Genomic DNA, 18960 nt, shown 5'->3' on the forward strand with positions numbered 1-18960 from the left:
CAGAAAACAATGTAGAGGTTAGGAGACCGTCATGTTACAAGTCAATGGCATCAATCAATATTACGGCGGCAGTCATATTTTACGAGACGTCTCGTTCACAGCACCTATAGGCGCGTGCAGCGTGGTACTTGGGCGTAATGGCGTGGGCAAAACCACGCTGCTCAAATGCTTAATGGGTATATTGCCGATCAAATCAGGGCAAATCTTACTCAACGATAAAGACATCAGTAAGATGTCACCAGAGCAGCGTGTCCGAGCAGGTTTGGCCTATGTACCGCAAGGTCGCGATATCTTTTCGACACTGACGGTAGAAGAAAATATCTTGATTGGTATGGCAAAATTCTCACGCAGTAAAGCCAAGCAAGTACCCAAGCATTTATATGATATCTTTCCAGTGCTCGATGAGATGAAGCATCGTCGCGGCGGTGATCTGTCTGGTGGCCAGCAGCAGCAGCTTGCTATCGCTCGTGCGCTCGCCTCCGAGCCATCAGTATTGATCTTGGATGAGCCAACCGAAGGTATACAGCCGTCTATTATCAAAGATATCGGCCGCGTGCTTCGCGACTTAGCAGACAAGGGTGATATGGCGATTGTGTTGGTCGAGCAGTTCTATGAGTTTGCCGAAGAGCTCGCTGATAACTATACAGTGCTATCACGGGGCAAGGTTGTGTCTCAAGGTGCAGGCGACACCATGGTCGACAACAACGTACAAGAACTGGTGGCTATCTAATTGTTTCAATCCTATCTACTTGGTAGTGGGCATCTTTTATGCGCTAAGAACGCCATACTTTTCTTAGACTGTCCACTATCAAGAACCTCCTATGGTCACCTCAACCCCTTCTTCTATCACTGCGGCTATATCTGAGATCTAACGCTCCTTATCTCTCACACCTCTTGCCTAGCACTCTATCAACGACCCTCAACACCAATAGTAAATCTCCTAGCGCCCCCTAACTGGCGTCATAGCAATTATGTATGCTGGGCGCATGAAATTTGCTATTATAGTCAGCACTTTATTATCAATATTATGACACTCTTATGACGATTCACCCTCAGTACGATCCTGTCGCTTTAGCACTGGGACCTGTCGAAGTCCACTGGTATGGGCTGATGTATTTACTGGCATTTGCTGCCGCTTATGGCCTGGCATGGTATCGCAGTACCAAGCGTGAGGGCTGGACGACAGATATGGTCTCAGACTTAGTGTTCTTTGGCGCACTTGGCGTTATCTTAGGCGGCCGTGTCGGTTATGTGTTGTTTTATCAATTTAGCGAGCTGCTACAAAACCCTGCCTACTTGTTCAAAGTCTGGGAAGGCGGTATGTCATTCCATGGCGGTCTGATCGGTGTGATGCTAGGTATGCTGTACTTTGCTCGCAAGTATAAAAAGACACCGTTTCAAGTGCTTGATTTTATCGTACCCTGCGTACCGACGGGTTTGCTGTTTGGTCGCATCGGTAACTATATCAACGGCGAGCTATGGGGCCGCGTCTCTGATGGTGGCTATAACTGGCTCACCTACTTTCCCCAAGCGGCTGGGTTTGATATGCAGCAGCTACAGGCCAATCCGGCACTGCAAGACGTTATGACTGAGGTCAATGGTCAGTACCTACTACCTCGTCATCCGTCACAGCTATACGAGGCCTTTGCCGAAGGTCTGCTATTGTTCTTATTCCTGTGGTGGTATTCATCAAAACCCCGTCCACGCATGGCGGTGACTGGTGTCTTTATGCTGGGCTATGGCTTGAGCCGTTTCATCATTGAGTTCTTCCGTCAGCCAGACGTTGATCAAGGGTTTATCTTGCTCGGTTGGATGACCAAAGGTCAGATATTGAGCGCACCGATGATTATTATTGGTCTGTTTTTGATCGGTTACGCTTACAAGCGCGGCATCTACGACTGGGGCAAACAAGCGGCTTACTAAGGCTGTGCTCCCAGTAGAGTGATGGATAACTTGAATAATAGGGTAAATGGTCGCAGCACCTACCCTAGCAATACTTTTCATAATGACAGCGGCGGTATCGGTTATTTGACTAGTCGGTAGCTACTGTCAGCAGTAACTAAAGAGCATTTTTATGATCAATGGTAACCACAGTAATAACGAGCAAGCGTATCTTGATTTGCTACGCCACGTCTTAGACAACGGTACCGAAAAAGGTGATCGTACGGGTACGGGTACGCTGAGTCACTTTGGTGCGCAGTTGCGTTTTGACTTAGCAGAAGGTTTTCCACTGCTAACCACCAAAAAGGTTCACTTCAAATCTATTGCTTACGAACTGCTATGGTTTTTGAGTGGTAGCACTCATGTTCAGTACCTACAAGACAATGGAGTGCGCATTTGGAATGAGTGGGCAATAGCGGAGCAAACCGCACGCTTCAATCGTCCCGAAGGTGATCTTGGCCCAGTATATGGTCATCAATGGCGCAACTATGGCGCGACCAAAAATGAAGACGCCAGTTATAATTCTGATGGCGTCGATCAAATTGCACAAGTGGTCGAACAAATAAAAACCAATCCTAACTCGCGCCGCTTGATTGTTTCAGGTTGGAATCCAGGTGAGGCAGAGCAAGTAGCACTGCCCCCTTGTCATACGTTGTTTCAGTTCTTTGTGGCAGACGGCAAACTCTCTTGTCAGCTGTATCAGCGTTCGGCTGATTTATTTTTGGGTGTGCCATTCAATATCGCCAGCTATGCGTTATTGACTCACATGGTGGCACAGGTTTGCGGTCTGGATGTCGGTGAGTTCGTCTGGACAGGTGGTGATTGCCATATCTATCAAAACCACCGCGAGCAAGCTGAGTTGCAACTGACACGTTCGCTTTATAAGCTGCCAACACTGTCTTTGAATACGGATATCACAGATATATTTGCGTTTAAATATGAAGATATTAGCGTCAATGACTACGAGTCGCACCCTGCTATCAAGGCAAAAGTTGCTGTATAGAGCTGGTCTTAGTACCCGCTCTACGTAAGATCAAAATTTAGAAATATAAACGTTTAAAAATATAGTATAAAGGACACATTATGAGCTATGCCCACACTGAAGTCGCCCAGATCGCTGCCATAAGTAGCAATCGTTGTATCGGTAAAGACAATAAACTACCGTGGCACATCTCGGCAGATCTGCAACATTTCAAAAAAATGACCACACGCGATCCGCAAAATACTGCATCTAGTAGTGATATGCAGGGCATCGTTATCATGGGCCGTAAAACATTTGAGTCAATGGATAGCAAGCCACTACCCAAACGTGTGTGCTTCATCATCTCTACCCGGATGGACTATGCAGAGCAGCAAGGGCTAGTCGGACATGACCACGTGCATGTGGTTCATAATTTGGACGATGCACTCACTCACGCGGCAAGTTTGGCACATGGGCTACACCTAGATACGATTTGGGTGATTGGCGGTGAGCGTGTATTCAGTGAAGCGCTGATGTATACCGATCGTATTGAACTGACCCACGTAGATACTGATATTACCGATGGTGATGCGTTCTATCCTGAGTTACCTGCTCGTTTCAACGTAGCAGAAGAGTCTGAGCAGATGCATGATGAAAAAAGTGATTTAAACTTTAAATTTACGACTTATAAAGTAGAAGCCTAACGTCAGTTAGTCTTCTATTCTACTTAAAAGCATATAACGTAAGAGGAGAAATCAAATATGGAAAATTAAAAAAGCCCAGCAACGCTAATTGCTGAGCTTAAAAAACATTTAAATAAGACAACCGTGGAGCTAGGCTCCATTGTTAGCATATTGCAAATATTTTATATACCTGTCGGAAGGTCCATATATTTTATAGCAAATGCTAATAAACGTCTACGTCTCCATTGTTGTGAAATTATCATCATAATCATGGAGGTCATAATGGCCATTCAATGCGGTTATCCTAAAGCTGTGCACGTACGTTGGTACTGGAGATATAGATTTAATCGCTGGGAACACGTTTGCGAGCATTGTCGCAGTTACCCGAATCAACAGTTGAGTTTTGATTTTTAATAATTAAAACTTTCTAATATTAAAAAGACAAAATCCTAATGGATTTTGTCTTTTTCTATGCAATGAACAAAATTACTCGTGCAGTACTTTATAGACTGTTTTTGCGAGTACAGGTCCAATTCCCTGCACACCTGCCAGCTCTTGCTGTGACGCGCCAAGCAACTGCTGCATACCGCCGAAGTGGTTAAGCAAATCGCGGCGGCGCTTTTCACCAAGCCCCGGTATAACTTCTAACACCGATGAGGAGCGGCGCTTATCGCGTTTTTTACGGTGCGCAGTAATGGCAAACCGGTGCGCCTCATCACGAATATGCATCAATAAATGTAGCGCCTTGCTATCCATCGGCAGATCTAACGGCTCATGATCGATGAAATGTAGCACCTCAAGTCCCGCTTTGCGTCCCTCGCCCTTTGCCACACTGATAAGCAAGGTATCACCTAGGATACCCAATTCTGTTAGCACTTCTTTTGCGATACCAAGCTGTCCTTTCCCGCCGTCAACCAGCAATAGATCAGGCAATGGCTGCTTTTTGTAGCGTCTGGTCAGCACTTGCTTCATGGCGGCATAGTCATCACCGCCTTGGATATCATGAATAGCATACTGACGGTAATCTCGCTTACGTGCGCCGCCTTGATCAAACACCACACAGCTACCAATGGTCGCCTCACCCATCGTATGAGAGATATCAAAACACTCGATACGGTCAACGGTGCGGTCTGTCACATCAGCCAGTACGTCCTTTAGTGCACCAAAGCGCGCATGCAGCTCTAGATAATCTCCCAACTTGGTTTTTAGCGCATTACTGGTGTTGAGCGTTGCCAAATCCAGCCATTCTGAGCGATGCTCGCGCACATTGGTCTTAATGGTTACTTTACTGCCAAAATGCGTTGCCAGTGCTTCGCTCACTGCCACCTGATCTGGTATCTCATGACTCAAGATAATCTCGGCTGGTAGGTCATCGGTCACCTGAAAGTAAAATGATGTGATAAAAGCCGATAGATTATCTGCTAGCGACTCACTACTATCCACATCGGGGAAGTAGTTTTTGCCGCCTAACACGCGGCCACCGCGTACGGTCAGTATGTTGACGCAGGTCATGCCAGCCTGACTGGCAATCGCGATTACATCAGCCTCGCCTTGTACCGTATAGACTGCTTGTCTTGCCTGCACTTCGCGTAACATGGACAGCTGATCACGATAAAACACCGCCTTTTCAAAATCTAGCGCTTCAGCAGCCCCTTCCATTTTTTCAATTAGCGTACTATGAATATCACCCGAGTCACCTTTCAAAAACCGAATGGTATTATTCACATCTTCCGCATATTCCTCTGGCGATACCAGACCGACACAGGGCGCACGGCAACGCTTAATCTGATACTCAAGACAAGGGCGCTGACGCTGCTTAAAAAAAGTATTGGTACATTGACGCATTTGAAACATTTTCTGCATCAATACCAGCGTTTCTTTTGCGGCGTGGGCGGATGGGAATGGGCCAAAAAAACGACCTTTTTGATGGTTGCCTTTGCCGCGTCCATACGCCAAACGTGGATAAGGCTTATCGGCTGAGATAAACACATAGAGGTATGATTTATCATCACGCAGCAGGACATTATAGGGTGGGCGATGTTCTTTGATGAGGTTTTGTTCGAGCAGTAGTGCCTCGGTCTCACTACGCGTGATAATGGTCTCAATATTATGAATCCGAGCCACCAATGCGCGCGTCTTTGGATGATCAATCGTCTTGGCAAAGTAACTGTTCACACGGCTTTTTAGCGACTTAGCTTTACCCACATATAAAATATCACCGTTTTTTCCCAGCATCTTATACACCCCTGGCAAGTTTGGCAGGCGTTTGATGAGATGTTTGAGGCGGGCTTTTTCATCATCGACAGGGCTTGTTTCTGAGACGTTGACCATAGACTTTTTTGCTCTTAAAACCTTAATTGATATAGCCAGTTATGGGGCGGGAATGCTCATTTTACAAGCGAGTAGATCGTGTATGATGACTCACAAAAAAGCCAGCTTGATGCTGACTTCGTATGATTTATCTTATTTTAAGGTATGTTGACCGTTCAACTATGGCACTGATAGAGACAATTTTTTGACGATTCAAGGTAAAAATAGTGAGTATAGTCAGTCTATGCTTATCAATGAAGCGACAAAAAGAGTCATGTCCCCTGCTTTTATTATTGGCGGAAGCTTGCCATCAATGCTGGGATGCCAGGCAGCATACCAACGATAGCCATTACCCCTGTCAGCACCACAAACATAATGCCTGGTATGATCCAGCGGCTCATTTTAGATAAGCCCGCACTGCGCTCTTTAGAGCCAATTAAGCCTAAATTATCGAGCAGTAATGTGAGCGACCAACCAAAAGCGGGATTGACCAGTGCAGAAGCAAACACCACGATAGCAGCAGACTGCGTGGTCTTTCCTTCGCGCGTCATCTCCATGCCCGCTTCTAGCAATGGGATAAACACCCCTACGATCAATGCCACACACATCACAGGCTGCCAGATGGCCAAATCCATCGGATAACCCCAAACCCCTGCGATAACACAGAATAGTGCTGTCAATAACGCACCAGCCGGAATCGGACGCTTCGCAATCGCTGCTGGGACAATGTATGTGCCCCACGACGACGCAAAGTTGGCACCGCCCAGCACCGAACCCACTACTTGACGAAACGACGCACTGGTCATCGTATCATCAATGTCCATAAGTACTTTTTCAGTTCGTTTGGGATAGCTGATTTTTTGAAACACTTGATGACCCAAAAAATCTGGCGACCACATAGCAACGGCTAGGATGGCAAATGGTAGAACTACGATAAAGCTTTCAATCGTGGGCAGACCCAACATCCACCCTGTGTTTTCACCCCACCAATACATTGGATTCATGTTTGGTAGACCTGGCGCGGTCTGAAACTCAAAAGGCGCGCCCAATGCAAATGCAAGACCGCCGCCCAGTACGCAGCTAAGCGGTACCGCAAGCCAGCGCTTTTGCCAATGCTCAAGTAAGGCATATAGCAAGATAGTCGCCAGAATAATAAAGAAAGCAATGTGCGTCATACCAATACTTTCTGACCATGCAAAGAGATTTTTGACCTGCGATGTCGTACCAATAAACCCTAAGTAAATAAGTAGACCACCACAGACGCCTTTACTGGTCAAGTTGGCCAGCAAACTCCCCCCTTTACTGATAGCAAGGAGTAGACCAAAAGCACCGATAAGCAAACCAAATGCCATAGGGTGACCACCAGCGGCCACAACAATAGGAATCAATGGAATGAGTGGACCATGAGTACCAGCCAGGTTGGCTGTCGGTAATAAGAAACCAGAAAACAAGATAATGAAGAACGAAACAATCAATAGCTCATAGCGTACGTTTTCTAGAACAAAAGCATCGCCCAACCCTAGTGGTCCTGCAAACGTTGCGGCAATAGCACCCACCATAACTACTTTGCCAATCGTTGCTGCCATCGCTGGGATCGTATCTTCATACTCAAAACGATAATCTCGAAACGGCAAATTAGGTCGCCAGCGCTTCGGCTGCATGATCTGTAATTCATGGTTCAGATAAGCATCGCGATTATCAAAGCTTGAGCTTGGCTTATGTAATTCTGGATAGCTACCCTCTCTGTTACTGTCATTATTATTGTCATGATCGGATAGGTTCGGCGTCGGATTAGACCCCGGAGAAGGGGTCTGAGGGTTACTCATCACATTTCCTTGTGTGGATTACGTCTTTTATGGTTGCTAATACTCTGATCAAGTACTGAGTAGATCAATGTGTCCATCGCAAACTGCAAACTATTGTATGCTATGCATTGGTGAAATGCGACCCAAAACTCATGTAAAGATACTGTGTGTCTCACTATAATACATAAATGAAAGTTTGCATTTGTAATGGTACAAAGCCCAATAGAACTTTGTAGATGCGCTATATTGACAATATATAAGTGCATACCAAATAAATATATTGTTTTTTTGGTTACGCTTTAGAGCTAGCGAGCGTAGCCATTTTTCACTATGATAAATATTTTTTGACGATCTTCACCTGATAGTCAATACCGAAAAACAGTACTACTGGTAATATCAAAAAATTGAAAAAAGCAACAGGATAGAGCTATGAGTGTATTTCCCGCTAATTTTGAGACTTTAAAGCGTCGAGCAAAACAAAGTATCATGCCATTACTGACACCGCACCTTTTAAAGCTGCGACTCAATACTTATGCTCCATACATTGGCGCAGGTATCAAAATCGACCATATCAGCCTCGATCAGGGATTATGTGTGGTCAGCATGGGACTGACCACGCTAAACAAAAACATCGTCGGTACTCAATTTGGTGGTAGCTTATATTCGATGGTTGACCCCTTCTACATGCTCATGCTGATGCATCAACTGGGTAGCAACTACGTGGTATGGGACAAAAGCTCAAGTATTGACTTTGTCGCGCCCGGCAATAGCAAAGTCACTGCACGCATGAAAATACCCAGCTCAGAAGTCATTACCATTCAAGAACTGGCAAAAGATGGTGACGCTGTATTCCGCGAATATAAAGTCGACATCGTCGATGATCAACAAAAACTCATCGCTACCGTCACTAAGACGTTATATATCCGACTGCGAAAATACAGTAAGTCTAAAGAGCAAGTCAGCCGAATTGAAACACCTGACCCTGAATAACTACTGATTGTTAGTCTTAGGTTGATGATTGATGGTTGATAAAATCTACATTTATAATGGCACACATACAAAAACCCCAATCTAGCATACGCATAGATTGGGGTTTCGTCTTTTTTGGTATGGCCCGCTTATTTATAAATAAACCTATGAATAAGGGCTTGTATCTACTATTACCTTATCTTGAGTCAACCCTAAAATAATACGATCAACTCAAAACGGCAAACTTGTGCTTAAATACCAGGTGCGGTATCAACGGCATCAGGTACGCCAGCATCAGTCTTTTTCTGAGCTGGACGTGGCGCAAGTTTTTCGCGGATACGTGCTGATTTACCAGAACGCTCACGTAAGTAGTACAGTTTCGCACGGCGAACAGCACCGCGGCGTTTCACTTCAATGCTATCAATGATTGGTGAATGCAACTGGAATGCACGCTCAACACCAACGCCGCTTGAGATTTTACGTACGGTAAACGCTGAGTTTAGACCGCGGTTACGCTTAGCAATTACAACGCCTTCAAAAGCCTGTAAACGCTCACGCTCACCTTCACGTACTTTTACTTGTACCACAACGGTATCGCCGGGTGCAAAGCTTGGGCGCTCAATCAATTGAGCATTTTCGATGACCTGAACCAATGGATGCTTGTTGCTCATGAGAGTTATCTCCTCACATTAGATAATAGAGGCTTGACGCATATCACCTGTTTGTAATAATTAATTATATCTCTTTATAGTGAGACACAACGTAAATGGGTTATAACCAACGGCCACTATGTGATGACTCGTTTTATTATTGCTCAAAATTCTGTCTTTTAACTGTTTATCAAGCTTAAAAGCGATAAAACTAGATTTTGAAAATCTACTTTTTATCTACTTTTGCCAGTGCTTTTAGCCACTTCGCTTGCTCTGCCGTTGGGGTAAACGCTTGCCACAAATCTGGACGACGCGTTTGCGTACGACTGACTTGCTGAGCAAAACGCCACTTGGCGATATTGGCATGGTGACCTGATAGTAATACTTCAGGAACTGCCATGCCGGCAAACTCATGTGGCTTAGTATAATGTGGACAGTCAAGCAAGCCATCGACGAACGAGTCTTGCTCTGCTGACTTGTCATCACCCATGATATCAGGTAGACGACGTATTACACTATCCATCAGCACCATCGCTGGTAGCTCACCACCAGTCAACACATAATCACCTAATGACACTTCCATATCGACATACTGTGACAGCAGACGCTCATCGATACCTTCATAACGACCGCATAATAAAATCATGCCATCGTAATCAGTCATACCGACTACGCTACTCTCACTAAGCGTCTGTCCTTGTGGCGACATATAGATCACCGGACAGTGCTCGCTATCGATACGGCAGCCATGCTGACTGGCGCGCAAACGGGCATCCTCGATGGCTTTCGATAATGGCTCAGCCATCATCACCATCCCAGGACCGCCACCATAAGGGCGCTCATCAATACGGCGATAGTTATCAGTGGTATAATCACGTGGATTAATGCATTCAATCGTAACTTGCTCTTGAGTCACTGCCCGTCCCGTGATTCCAAACTCACGAATCGTGGCAAACATCTCAGGAAAAATACTAATTACGGCAAAATACATCTGATGTCTACTTACATTGAGGCTAAAACAATCGGTGTAAATATCAATAACGTCTAACTAAAAGCTAGAATCGATATTAATAATCACTCGGCCATGCCACAAGTACTGTCTTTTCAGTCATATTGACCTCTATTACAGTTTGCTTGTGCCATGGAACTAGGCGCTCTTCATTATCCAAACTGTCTGAATTGGCCGCTACGCGCATGATGTCATGGGCACCGGTTTCAAACATTTCAGTGATATTGCCTAGATACTCATCCTGCTCGTTCATCACGCGCAGACTGACCAAATCCGACCAATAATATTCGTCTTCAGCTGTTTCAGGCAAGACGTTTTGTTCGACCCAAACGGTAACACCGTTCATAGTCTCAGCAACATTACGATCAGGAATCTGCTCAAATTGAGCCACAATTCCTGTTCCTTGCTCACGCCAAGCTTTCACAGTCAAAGGTTTCATACCAGTGGCAGTTTTCATCCACCACGGCTTCATATCGAATATCGCTGTACGATCATCCGTATCACTGAATACCCATAGCCAACCTTTGATGCCGTAAGGCTTCTTAAGCTGACCGATTTTCATAAGGGCACTAGCGTTTGGAATGGATGACATAGCAGCTAACCTAACAATGATTACAACAGCAATTGCAAAAACAATTGTGTCAAAAGCGATAAACAGTTAATGGCGCACCCTGGTCAGACCAGTTACGCTATGTATTCTAAAGTCTACTGAATCAACTTGTAGTTAGACTATAAGTGGCTCAGTAACAGCAAAAACTTAAGCAGTTGCTTCAGTTTGTGCGGCAGACTTGTTGTAAGCTTTTGCTAATGAAGCAACGCGATCTGAAGGTTGTGCACCTTTTGCGATCCACGCATTGTACGCTTCCATGTTTAGGCGTACTGCTTCTTCAGACTCTTTAGCGAGTGGGTTAAAAAAGCCGATGTTTTCAATATAGCGACCGTCACGCGCGCGGCGTTGATCAGCAACAACTACTTGATAAAATGGGCGTTTCTTGGCACCGCCCCGTGCTAAACGAATAACAACCATGTGAATTCTCTCTTTCGCAGGTATACCAAAAAGGGCATAATTATATCACAGTCTTTATTTGTTGAAAACATAAACTGTGCATATTTAATTATTTATTAACAATAGCTTAAATACCAGTCTGTGTAAAATATAATTGTCGATAGGCGTTTTTTAAATGCGCACAGTAGCCACTTCATACAAACAAATTAATTACGTATCAAACTGTCTTTAAACCAAACTAGGCATCAAGCGAATTATGCATAAGTGATTTTATTTTGATCTTAAGTATTTAATGGTTATCCTTGGTGAGTACTATAAAGGTACTATTCATTGGATGTGGTATTCTATGATTATTGTAGCTTGCTTGGTTTTACACATACTCAAGGTATCAGTTGGACTTTCTTAGCCGCGGTACAGCGGTTTAACCCCAGACCAAACCCAACACAGTATCTCTCAATCTGCTGGATTTATATGATCACACCAAACTCAAAGCCACGTCGCAAAGGTTGGCTACCAAGCTCTTACTCCAACACTTGGCTGACGACCTTGATGGTCTCTTTTATTGTTCTTATCAGTGTGGGTTTGTCAATTCTATTTTTTTGGCGCAGTCTATATCTACCAGAGCTCAAAAATCACGCCCGTTATTTGACGAGTGAGCTGCGCTTAATCAATAGCGTTAATAAAGACTGGCAGTACCGCCCTGATATCCGTCAGTGGGTTTATCAGCATTCTCACGTCGTCGTCGTCAACAATCCCAGTGATTTCCCTGAAGTTGCTGATAAGGCGTTTGTCGGTTTCTTTACTGACGTGCTTCAGCGTGAGATTGGTGCACAGCTGGGTCGACCTGTCGAAGTGTACTTTAAATTTAAGCCAACGCCGCAGCTTTGGGTACAGGACAGCCGCGACGACAGTTTTTGGATTCGTGAGCCAGTAGTTTACTATTCACAGTACAGTCCGACATTGCTCGTACTGTTCTTGATTGGGTTGCCGATATTATCCCTACTGACCATTATTTTGCTTGCACGGCAACTCAATCGCCCGTTACGTTATTTGCAGCGTGCAGCGACCAATTACATTCGTTTAGGACACGCTACCACTTTACCTACGCAAAAGGGCCCTACTGAGATACGTCAAGTAAATATGGCTTTTAACCGTCTGTTTACGACATTAAACCAAGCGCAAAAAGAACGGACAATTATGCTTGCTGGTATCTCACACGACTTGCGTACGCCATTGACTCGTATGCGTTTGACTGCCGAGATGCTGCCAGATGATTTCTTTCGTGAAGGGTTGATTTACGATATTGAAGACATGGATGCCATTTTGGAGCAGTTCATCTCGTTTATGAAAGACGGCTCTGATGAGCCCGTCAGCCTAACCAATTTGGATACGATATTTAATGAAATCATGGTGCAATTTGCTCCGATGAAATTTATATATCAATCAGAGTGTAATAAGGTCGTTCCGGTGCGCCCCTTATCTATCAAACGTCTGATTATCAATCTCATCAACAATGCCAATCGCTATGGTAAACCACCGATTTATCTTTCAGCCACAGTAATACCTACGTTTATAGAAACGGCTCCAGAAGAAGATAGCGATGTGGTCAGTGAGAACGTAGTCACCCAAGAGGCGCAAGAGCAATTGATGATTTGTGTGCGGGACTGCGGTAACGGGGTAGCAGAGGATCAGTTAGAGCGGATTATGCAACCGTTTGAGCGTGGGGAGACCGCACGTACGACGCAAGGTAGTGGGTTAGGACTGGCTATCGTCGATCGTATCGCAAGGTTACATCACGGTACGGTGGAGGCCATTAACCATCCTGATGGCGGGCTACAAGTATGCGTACGCATACCCCTACTCTCCAAAGTTACTGGAGATAATACCATCGCAGCTGATACGGTCGATACCTCTGCAACCGAGAATGCTACAGCAAATAAAGAAACGCGATAAAACTGTCGCCCATATATATCGAGTGACAGCCGCTCAGTCTCTTGTACCAATAATAGGCGGGAGATACTCAGCACCATTGGTGAAGGTGAGTGGCTGCGTCATTTCCTCTTGTGCTGCCTTCAGCGTTTGGGTCGTTAAAGGCTGCTTTAAGAACAAATGATAACCCAATGTTATTGCGTTCAACAGCACTAGCCCTCCAAATAAATATGGCATCCTTTGCCCTCCTATATTATCAAGCTATTTTAGAAATATATGGTAAACGCATCATCTCATTACCAAAATGTCTGTAATCAAACCTGTTTAACCATAGTTCTTGTATTGCTCAACATGGTTACGAGGAGCAATTATTTAGTATCAAAATCGCGTTCGCTTCTCTCTTGCGTCAACTCATCAGCAGCAAGAATCTGGGTCAGCGGTTTGATAGGCCACGTCATCACAAATCTCGCGCCACCAAGCGTATGGCTTTCATCGACTTTCATACTACCATTAAACCAAAAAGCAATGCGCGATACAATTGATAAGCCTAAGCCATAACCACCAGACGCCCGTGTACGACTGTCATCTAAACGTGAAAACGGTATAAATACTTTTTCGCGATCCGCTTCAGAAATACCATGTCCATCATCCTCTACACTGACAAACGCATTGCCTTTTTTGACGCCTGCACTAACGATGATGGTCGTCTCAGCGTAACGCAAAGCATTTCCCGCAAGATTCTGAATCACGCGGTGCAAATAGCGGCGATCTGCAATGGCAGTGACTTTTGCACTTGGTAAATTAGTCACGATTTTAATTGGTTTACCCAATGCATTGGTCTCACGCTCGATTTGCTCAAGTAGCTCTTTGAGATTTACTGGCTCCAAATCTAATTTTGGCGAGCCTTCCTCAAGCTTAGCATAAGTCAAAATCTCATCAATCAGCCCATTAAGTGATTCAATATCTTCATCGATATAATCACGTTGCATGAAGCGCGAGTCCTCATCGTCAGTATCAGCAAGCATATCTACGGCAAACCGAATACGTGCCACTGGCGTCCGAAGCTCGTGTGATACTGCTCGCGTCAGCTCTCGTTGCGACTCAATCAAACGCTTGATATGTGACGTCATGGCATTAAATGTCGCTGACAGACGCGCAATCTCATCTTGCCCAATGACCTGTACTTGAATATCAAGATTGCCTTTACTGACTTCGTTGACACCTACTTGAATCAGCTGTAGCTTACGCTCAAGCGGGAAAATAAGCGCATAAACACCCAAACTGATTAAGAACATACTAATCAGAATCATACTGATGATTAGGTTAAGTGGGAACCAGTTGAACAACGGCACAGGACCAATCAATATCGCCATATCATTGATTTCAGACGGTACCACTACTCTAATAGATGAGTTGCTTTTGCTGCTATTAGTATCTTGCAATGAGATAACCACTTCGTCACGGCGCAAACGCGACATCTGATCTGAATCCAAATCGAGCGTATTGACAGCAGTAAACGCTAAAGGAAAAGAAAATTTCTCCTCTAACTCTGCTAGACGCGCACGCTTATCAGACAAGGTCATCTGATAGGACAAATCATCCAGTAAAAATATTGCGATAGCTCGTACTTGCTGCTCTGTGACTTGCGATATTCGCGCGGTCAACACGTTCTCATTGTCTGGCAGACGATAATACACATCTGCATAGACAGGTTGGCTCATATAACGAACCACTGTGGCATCGTTCTTAAAGCGTCTTAATTCACTGGCAGTAAAGTCTACCTCATCGATAGGGACAATCTTAAACGTTGAACCAAATAGACTACTGGCATCAGACAGCCAATACTCACGATCTTCTTTAGTATCTTGATGAGAGATGCCTTCACTTACTAAATGAAACGCCCCCATCGCCATACTCTCGCGATAGGACTGCACGCGTTCCTTATTGATGGTGTCCATCAATAACTGCGCAAACAATGCTACGCATAAACAGACTATAAGCAGTCCAGCATAGATACGAACAAAAATACTGTGTTTTAAAGAAGAGACTAATGACATACGTGCCGTGACCAACTTAATAGATAGAGAGTGCCGATATCATTCGCTACATAGTGAGCGCCATATACTGATATCGAGTATTATCAAATAGAGATAGACTTTGACTAATGCAGTCTAATTAATCTGCAATAATCGCCCAAATATAGATACAAGTCACCCATATTCGATCAGTGTCTATAATAATGGGTTAATTAAACCACATAACACTGCATTTAAGTTCAAAAGTTAAAATTTAGCCACAAAAAAACCAGCAAAGATGCTGGTTTTTTTCGAAAATGACTAATAATTAATCACTACGTAGATGCAGTAATCTTAGTTGCCTTCTTTCACAAACAGATAACCTTTACTACGTACGGTTTTGATACGCTTTGGATTTTCTGGATCATCACCGATTTTTGGACGAATACGTGAAATACGCACATCAATTGAACGATCCTGACCATCATACTCAATACCACGTAGACGCTCAAAGATATCTTCACGAGATAAAATGCGACCTGCGTTAGAAGCAAGTAACCACAATAGATCATATTCAGCGCTAGTAAAATCAACCAGCTCATCACCTAGATTGACTGAGCGACCACCGTTGTCAATGACTAACTCGCCAAACTCTAAACGCTGCGGCACATCTTCTGATGGTGCGTTTTCTGAACGACGTAATAAAGCACGGATACGAGCGAGCAATACGCGCGGCTGAGCAGGTTTGGCGACATAATCATCAGCACCCATCTCTAGACCCAATACTTGATCCATATCTTCGGTACGCGCAGTCAGCATCAAAATAGGATTTTGATAGTGCGGGCGAACTTCACGGCAAACTGTCAATCCGTCGCTACCAGGTAGCATGACATCAAGTACGACCATATCTGGTTGTTCATTGACAATGCGGCGAATAGCACGGTTACCGTCAGTTTCAATTGCCACTTCTAAACCATTTTTGACCAAGTAATCTTGAGTCAACATGGCCAGACGCTCATCATCTTCAACAATCAGGATTCGGGGGGTGTTGTCTTCTTCAGTCGTTGTCATTGTTATATCCTCTAATACATCTAATTTAAAAGCAGTAAAAGTAAGAGCGGTAAAATTAATAGCACCATAAAGCGGTACAATTGATGTTCGTATAGCTGTTACAAACTTGGTAGCACAGTATACTATTAAACCTACAGCTTCCTATACTATAGCTGATAGTCGTTAACAAAACCTATAAACTACCTCTAATAAAACTTTAGTTTGCGTCCAAGAATAATCCTACCTATCTCAATAATAGGCAGTAATTTAGTTTTCGTTAAATACTTACGACCAGAGCGCATCTTAATAACCAATGTTAGTGTCTTACATCGCACAGACGCACCACAGTATCACTCCATACTTACGATATTTCATAGTCTAATATAACCACATATCACCCTTACTGCTAGTGGCATTTTAAGGAAATTCAATATTATCTTGTTCTCAAACGATAATTAACGGAGGCTCATAAAATACTTATCTGTCCAAACACTGATATAAGTAAAAGTAGCAGCCATAGCATTGGCAAATTCAAACTGACAGACATAAAAAAGCAGCCCATATAATGGACTGCTTTCTGTCTTCAACTACACTGTTAGCTTCAGATTATTATCTATAACTAACAGTGATAAATTACACGCGATTTTTGTACTTGCGAATAGTCTGTAGCTGTCCTACTGACTCTGCAAGTGAGGCTAAAGCTGCATTAGTCTGTAGTGTATCAGACTGGTTTACTAGCATTTGCTCAGCTTTCTTGCGAGCTTCGACAATCTTACTTTCATCAAGATTGCTTGCACGCATAGCGGTGTCAGCCAATACGGTAACCATCTTAGGTTGTACTTCTAATACACCACCTGAGACATAAATTATTTCTTCTTCACCGTTTGGTGTTTGCACTCGCATTGCACCTGGCTTTAACAAAGTAATAAGCGGTGTGTGACCTGGCAATACACCAATCTCGCCTTCGGTACCAGTAGCTATTAACATGCTAATTTCGCCTGAATACAACTCTTCACGAGCACTTACGACGCGACATTGTAACGTTGCCATACTTAATTCCTTACCATCAAAGCGCGATCAAAAAACAGTAAAACTGCGATGCGTTACTGAAGAGTAGATACAAGAGTTATGTTGTATCTACTCATTAGCTCATGCTCATACAGCTTACGCTGCAGAAGACTTCATTTTTTCAGCTTTAGCGACAACTTCATCGATGCTACCAGCCATGTAGAATGCCTGTTCTGGTAGGTCATCGTATTCACCAGCGATGATTGCTTTGAAGCTAGCAATAGTATCGCGTAATGGTACGTATTTACCAGGTGCACCAGTGAAGACTTCAGCAACGTGGAATGGCTGAGACAAGAAGCGCTGAATCTTACGAGCACGATAAACAACCAGTTTATCTTCTTCTGATAACTCGTCCATACCCAAGATAGCGATGATGTCTTTAAGCTCTTTATAACGCTGTAGAACTTCCTGAACACCACGAGCAACATTGTAATGCTCTTCGCCGATCACTTGTGGATCTAGCTGACGTGACGTTGAATCGAGTGGATCAACCGCAGGATAGATACCTTGTGATGCGATATCACGGCTTAGTACGACCGTTGCATCCAAGTGAGCAAACGTTGTAGCAGGTGATGGATCAGTCAAATCATCCGCTGGTACATATACCGCCTGAACTGACGTGATAGAACCTGACTGAGTTGACGTAATACGCTCTTGCAGCATACCCATCTCTTCAGCTAGTGTTGGCTGATAACCAACCGCTGATGGCATACGACCAAGCAGGGCTGATACTTCTGTACCGGCTAGTGTATAGCGATAGATGTTATCAACAAACAATAATACGTCACGACCTTTGCCAGTGGCAGGATCTTTGGTATCACGGAAGTACTCAGCCATAGTCAAACCAGACAGTGCAACACGTAAACGGTTACCCGGTGGCTCATTCATCTGGCCATATACCATTGCTACTTTAGACTTACTAAAGTCTTCAGTGTTTACAACGCCAGCTTCCTGCATTTCGTGATAGAAATCGTTACCTTCACGAGTACGCTCACCGACGCCCGCAAATACTGACAAACCTTCATGTTTTAGAGCGATGTTGTTGATCAGCTCCATCATGTTAACGGTTTTACCAACACCAGCACCACCAAATAGACCAACTTTACCACCTTTAGCGAACGGGCAAAGTAGATCAATAACTTTAATACCAGTCTCTAGCAGCTCAGTGCTGTTTGACTGATCCGCGTAGCTTGGCGCTTCACGGTGGATAGACCATTTTTCGTCAGCAGCAACAGGACCTTCTTCATCGATAGGACGACCAAGAACATCCATGATGCGACCTAGCGTACCAGTACCTACAGGCACAGAAATCGGTGCACCAGTGTTGGTAACAGGTAGGTTACGCTTTAAGCCTTCGGTTGAACCCATTGCAATAGTACGTACAATACCATCACCCAGCTGTTGCTGTACTTCTAGGGTGGTTTCGGTACCATCTACTTGCAAGGCATCAAAAATCTGAGGAACTTCATTACGGTTGAACTCAACGTCAAGAACCGCGCCAATAATCTGTACAATACGACCGCTACTCATTGCGTTCTCCTTGAACTTCTATATATAGGTGTAG

17 protein-coding genes are annotated in these 18960 nt (G+C 44.2%); 6 read left to right on the forward strand and 11 right to left on the reverse strand.

Annotated features, from left to right (window positions below; translation table 11 throughout):
- The first annotated feature begins 31 nt into the window (after nucleotides 1-31).
- The 4 genes from urtE to ACTXGL_RS10335 all read left to right on the forward strand — a co-directional run bounded on the left by urtE (nucleotide 32) and on the right by ACTXGL_RS10335 (nucleotide 3606).
- Nucleotides 32-730: an urea ABC transporter ATP-binding subunit UrtE gene (urtE, locus tag ACTXGL_RS10320; RefSeq protein WP_443526698.1), complete on the forward strand. Its 699-nt coding sequence runs from the start codon at nucleotides 32-34 to the stop codon at nucleotides 728-730.
- A 308-nt stretch (nucleotides 731-1038) separates the two neighbouring features.
- Entirely contained in the window at nucleotides 1039-1923 is an 885-nt protein-coding gene (lgt, locus tag ACTXGL_RS10325) for a prolipoprotein diacylglyceryl transferase (protein ID WP_443526700.1), read from the forward strand.
- Nucleotides 1924-2074: 151 nt separating this feature from the next.
- Complete coding sequence (locus ACTXGL_RS10330; RefSeq protein ID WP_443526701.1) at nucleotides 2075-2944, forward strand: thymidylate synthase; 870 nt, start codon at nucleotides 2075-2077, stop codon at nucleotides 2942-2944.
- Between the two features lie 80 nt (nucleotides 2945-3024).
- A complete protein-coding gene (locus ACTXGL_RS10335) occupies nucleotides 3025-3606 on the forward strand; it encodes a dihydrofolate reductase (RefSeq protein ID WP_443526703.1) in 582 nt (193 codons plus the stop codon).
- A gap of 465 nt (nucleotides 3607-4071) precedes the next feature.
- Here ACTXGL_RS10335 and uvrC read toward each other — a convergent pair whose 3' ends face one another.
- Together uvrC and ACTXGL_RS10345 are read right to left on the reverse strand one after the other, a co-directional pair.
- Entirely contained in the window at nucleotides 4072-5916 is a 1845-nt protein-coding gene (gene uvrC / locus ACTXGL_RS10340; RefSeq protein ID WP_443526704.1) for an excinuclease ABC subunit UvrC, read from the reverse strand.
- Nucleotides 5917-6185: 269 nt separating this feature from the next.
- Nucleotides 6186-7721 (reverse strand): DUF3360 family protein, encoded by a 1536-nt coding sequence (locus ACTXGL_RS10345; RefSeq protein WP_443526706.1) that lies wholly within the window; start codon nucleotides 7719-7721, stop codon nucleotides 6186-6188.
- A 408-nt stretch (nucleotides 7722-8129) separates the two neighbouring features.
- Here ACTXGL_RS10345 and ACTXGL_RS10350 point away from each other — a divergent pair, with 408 nt between their 5' ends.
- Nucleotides 8130-8690: a DUF4442 domain-containing protein gene (locus tag ACTXGL_RS10350; RefSeq protein WP_443526708.1), complete on the forward strand. Its 561-nt coding sequence runs from the start codon at nucleotides 8130-8132 to the stop codon at nucleotides 8688-8690.
- A 230-nt stretch (nucleotides 8691-8920) separates the two neighbouring features.
- On the opposite strand, the gene rplS is transcribed toward ACTXGL_RS10350, so the two are convergent.
- From rplS to rpsP, 4 genes are all read right to left on the reverse strand, one after another.
- Nucleotides 8921-9340 carry a 50S ribosomal protein L19 gene (rplS, locus tag ACTXGL_RS10355; protein WP_290176744.1) on the reverse strand — a complete coding sequence of 140 codons (420 nt, stop codon included), beginning with the start codon at nucleotides 9338-9340 and terminating at the stop codon, nucleotides 8921-8923.
- Between the two features lie 205 nt (nucleotides 9341-9545).
- Nucleotides 9546-10310 carry a tRNA (guanosine(37)-N1)-methyltransferase TrmD gene (gene trmD, locus ACTXGL_RS10360; RefSeq protein ID WP_443526710.1) on the reverse strand — a complete coding sequence of 255 codons (765 nt, stop codon included), beginning with the start codon at nucleotides 10308-10310 and terminating at the stop codon, nucleotides 9546-9548.
- Nucleotides 10311-10386: 76 nt separating this feature from the next.
- Nucleotides 10387-10920 carry a ribosome maturation factor RimM gene (gene rimM / locus ACTXGL_RS10365; protein WP_443526711.1) on the reverse strand — a complete coding sequence of 178 codons (534 nt, stop codon included), beginning with the start codon at nucleotides 10918-10920 and terminating at the stop codon, nucleotides 10387-10389.
- A gap of 165 nt (nucleotides 10921-11085) precedes the next feature.
- Entirely contained in the window at nucleotides 11086-11355 is a 270-nt protein-coding gene (gene rpsP, locus ACTXGL_RS10370; RefSeq protein ID WP_021812802.1) for a 30S ribosomal protein S16, read from the reverse strand.
- A gap of 450 nt (nucleotides 11356-11805) precedes the next feature.
- Here rpsP and ACTXGL_RS10375 point away from each other — a divergent pair, with 450 nt between their 5' ends.
- The gene (locus ACTXGL_RS10375; RefSeq protein ID WP_443526712.1) at nucleotides 11806-13287 is read left to right on the forward strand and encodes an ATP-binding protein; all 1482 of its coding nucleotides are present in this window, start codon (nucleotides 11806-11808) and stop codon (nucleotides 13285-13287) included.
- 33 nt (nucleotides 13288-13320) lie between these two features.
- Here ACTXGL_RS10375 and ACTXGL_RS10380 read toward each other — a convergent pair whose 3' ends face one another.
- The 5 genes from ACTXGL_RS10380 to atpD all read right to left on the reverse strand — a co-directional run bounded on the left by ACTXGL_RS10380 (nucleotide 13321) and on the right by atpD (nucleotide 18926).
- Nucleotides 13321-13500: a hypothetical protein gene (locus ACTXGL_RS10380; protein ID WP_443526713.1), complete on the reverse strand. Its 180-nt coding sequence runs from the start codon at nucleotides 13498-13500 to the stop codon at nucleotides 13321-13323.
- Nucleotides 13501-13631: 131 nt separating this feature from the next.
- Nucleotides 13632-15320 carry an ATP-binding protein gene (locus ACTXGL_RS10385; protein WP_443526715.1) on the reverse strand — a complete coding sequence of 563 codons (1689 nt, stop codon included), beginning with the start codon at nucleotides 15318-15320 and terminating at the stop codon, nucleotides 13632-13634.
- Nucleotides 15321-15632: 312 nt separating this feature from the next.
- Nucleotides 15633-16349, reverse strand: coding sequence for a response regulator (locus ACTXGL_RS10390; RefSeq protein ID WP_058023509.1), 717 nt, complete (start codon nucleotides 16347-16349; stop codon nucleotides 15633-15635).
- A gap of 612 nt (nucleotides 16350-16961) precedes the next feature.
- Nucleotides 16962-17378 (reverse strand): F0F1 ATP synthase subunit epsilon, encoded by a 417-nt coding sequence (locus tag ACTXGL_RS10395; RefSeq protein WP_261869167.1) that lies wholly within the window; start codon nucleotides 17376-17378, stop codon nucleotides 16962-16964.
- 114 nt (nucleotides 17379-17492) lie between these two features.
- Nucleotides 17493-18926, reverse strand: coding sequence for a F0F1 ATP synthase subunit beta (atpD, locus tag ACTXGL_RS10400; RefSeq protein ID WP_443526717.1), 1434 nt, complete (start codon nucleotides 18924-18926; stop codon nucleotides 17493-17495).
- Nucleotides 18927-18960 lie beyond the last annotated feature (34 nt).

It is taken from the genome of Psychrobacter sp. T6-6 (assembly GCF_052258185.1).
Taxonomy (GTDB): Bacteria; Pseudomonadota; Gammaproteobacteria; order Pseudomonadales; family Moraxellaceae; genus Psychrobacter.